Below are 3,004 nucleotides of genomic sequence, written 5' to 3' on the forward strand. Positions count from 1 at the left end.
GTGCTGTTCCGCGGCTTCCTGAAGCCATGGGAGACCTATACCGGCGCCAAGATCAACTGGATCGACCTGGCGCAGGCCGACTACAACGCCCGCCTGCAGCAGTCGATCGCGACCGGGACCGTCGACTTCGACATCATCGAAATGGGCGCGCCGTTCGAAGGTGATGTCTGCGGCAAGGGCCTGACGTCGGAAATGCCCGACTGGGTCAAGACCCAGATCGATTTCGACGATCTGGTCAGCTATCTGAAGCCGCCGGTCGGCACCTGGGACGGCAAGCAATACCGCGTGACCGTCGACGGCGACGCGCACAACTTCAACTACCGCACCGACGTGTTCGCCGATGCCGACCTCGCCAAGGCCTGGAAGGACGGCGGCGGCGAAGGTGAATGGGGCGTGCCGAAGACCTGGCAGCAGGTTCAGGCGGTGACCAAGTTCCTGAAGGGCAAGAAGCTCAAGGACCAGGACGTCTATGGCTATCTCGACGCGCCGAAGCCCTGGGGCGGCTTCGGCTTCTATTTCCTTGGCAGCCGCGCCACCGCCTATGCCAAGCACCCCGACGACAAGGCCTGGCTGTTCGACGCCGACACGATGAAGCCGCGCGTCAACAATCCGGCCTGGGTGCGCGCCATCCAGGACGTCATCGACGCGCTGCCCTCCGAACCCGCCGACCAGATCAACGCCGATCCGAACACGACCGCCTTCCAGCAGTTCCTGGCCGGCACCGGCTCGATGGTCACCTGGTGGGGCGACGTCGGCTCCAACGTCAAGACCAACGACTCTTCCGTCGTCGGCGACGTCACCGGCTTCTCGATCCTGCCGGGCTCGGACGATGTCTACAATGCGAAGACCGGCGCCTGGGACAAGCTCGCCAGCGGCCCGAACTATGCGCCCAACTGCGCCTATCTCGGCTGGGGCGTCTATGTCATGGCCCGCGTCGATGCCGACGAAAAGAAGAAGAAGGCGGCATGGTCCGCTGCAGCCCATCTCGGCGGCAAGGACCTGTCGATCTGGACGGCGATGTATCCGTCGGGCTTCCAGCCTTACCGCAACTCGCATTTCGACATTCCCGAATGGGTGGCGGCCGGCTACGACGAGGCCTTCATCACCTCCTACCTCAAATCGGAATCCGACAGCTACAACCATCCGAACGCGGCGATCGAGCCACGCATCCCCGGCATCTTCCAGTACTACAGCGCCGCCGAGGACATCCTGGCCAACACTTTCGCGGGCAAGATGAAGGCGCAGGAAGGCGCCGACGCCATCGCGGCGGCATGGGAGAAGCTGACCGACCAGATCGGGCGCGACAACCAGATCAAGCTCTACAAAGCTTCGCTCGGCATGTAGGCTGGCCTATGAACCGTGGTCCGGCGGCAACGCCGGACCACTTTAGACAGGCTCCGGCTCCTCGAGAGCCTTCAAACGGGCGAGATTTGTGGCTGACCAGACATCGACCGCGAACCCGTGGCCGGCAGATGCCGGCACTTCCGATCTGATCTCTCCAGGCCGTAAACGCCTTGGCGGGGCGCTGATGGCCGTTGCGACGCTTGGCCTGCTGGCGACGATCGTGCTGGAGATCCTCTACAAGGGCAGCCCCGATACGATCGGCTTCGAGACCTGGCGCCCCGTCGTCTATGCCTATGTGCTGTGGGGCGTGGCGATCGGTGTCGGCCAGGTGCTGACGCGCGGCGAAGACGGCCAGCGTGCCCTGTTTCTGCTGCCGGCGCTGCTGTTCACCATCGCCATGGTCATCTTCCCGACGCTGTTCGGTTTCTACATCGCACTCACCGACTGGAACCTCAGTTCCTTCAGCGGCCGCCGGTTCAACGGGCTCGACAATTTCTGGCAGATGCTGGGCGATCCCTACTACCGCAACGCGCTGTTCAACATGGTGCTCTACGTGCTGGCGGTGGCGGTCGAATATGTCATTGCCTTCGGCTTGGCGCTGCTCCTCAACGCCCAGATCCGGGCGCGAAAATTCTTCCGCGTCGTCTTCCTGATGCCGCTGATGCTGTCGCCGGTCGCGGTGTCGTGGATGATCGGAAAATCGCTGATGGAATACAGGTTCGGACCGGCCGCAACGCTGGCGCGCCATCTCGGCTGGGAAAATCCGGCCTTCTTCTCCGATCCGATCATCGCGCGCATATCGATCATGATACTGGATGCCTGGACCTTCATTCCGTTCATGATGATCATGCTGCTGGCCGGGCTGCAGGCGATGTCGCGCGAGGTGCTCGAAGCCGCACGCGTCGACGGCGCCAATGCGTGGCAGACCTTCTGGCAGGTCACCTTCCCGCTGATGCTGCCGGTGTCGGTGACGGCGGTGGTCCTGCGCATCATCTTCAAGCTGAAGCTTGCCGACATCATCATCACCGTGACGTCCGGCGGCCCCGGCGGCGCCACCGATTCCGTGTCGAGCTTCATCTACCGCGAATACCGCGACCGCTCGAATGTCGGCTACGGAACCATGCTGGCGATGGCCTATCTGGTGATCATCGTCGTGTTCGTCACGTGGTTGTTGAAATTTGCCAACCGTTTTGTCCGCAATGTCAATTAAAGCAAGATGGGGGTGAATTGAGCCCGATGAGCGTTCAGACCACCGAATATGTCGCCTCGGAGATCCGCTCGCCGGCGAGCTTCCTCGCCAGCCGCGTCTTCATCTATGGCGCGCTGGCCTTCTGGGCGTTCATCTGCCTGTTCCCGATCTATTGGACGATCACGACCTCGTTCAAAACCGCAGTCGACGTCACGCAAGGCCATCTCATCCCCTTCGTCGACTTCCAGCCGGACTGGAAGGGCTGGCGTTCGCTCGGCCTGTCGCCGGACTCGATCTTCCAGACCTCGACCGTGCGCGAGGAGTTCCTCAAGCGCTTCATGAATTCGGTGATCACCTCGGTCGGCGCGTCGAGCCTCGCCATCATCATCGGCAGCCTCGCCGCCTACGGGCTCACCCGCTATCGCTACCATTTCGCCTGGTTCAAGAACGAGGACATCTCGTTCTTCTTCC

The 3,004-nt window shown here is 62.4% G+C and carries 2 protein-coding genes and 1 pseudogene; all 3 read left to right on the forward strand.

Annotated features, from left to right (window positions below):
* Nucleotides 1-1,344, forward strand: a 1,344-nt coding sequence (locus tag ENZ75_RS26820; RefSeq protein WP_128278441.1) for a sugar ABC transporter substrate-binding protein, incomplete at its 5' end; no start/stop codon positions are given.
* Between the two features lie 88 nt (nucleotides 1,345-1,432).
* Complete coding sequence (locus ENZ75_RS26825; RefSeq protein ID WP_128278442.1) at nucleotides 1,433-2,554, forward strand: sugar ABC transporter permease; 1,122 nt, start codon at nucleotides 1,433-1,435, stop codon at nucleotides 2,552-2,554.
* Nucleotides 2,555-2,580: 26 nt separating this feature from the next.
* Nucleotides 2,581-3,004: pseudogene (locus tag ENZ75_RS26830) on the forward strand (carbohydrate ABC transporter permease); the annotation flags it as partial.

This window comes from Mesorhizobium sp. M7A.F.Ca.CA.002.04.1.1 (genome assembly GCF_004022805.1).
In the GTDB taxonomy this organism is placed as follows: domain Bacteria; phylum Pseudomonadota; class Alphaproteobacteria; order Rhizobiales; family Rhizobiaceae; genus Mesorhizobium; species Mesorhizobium ciceri.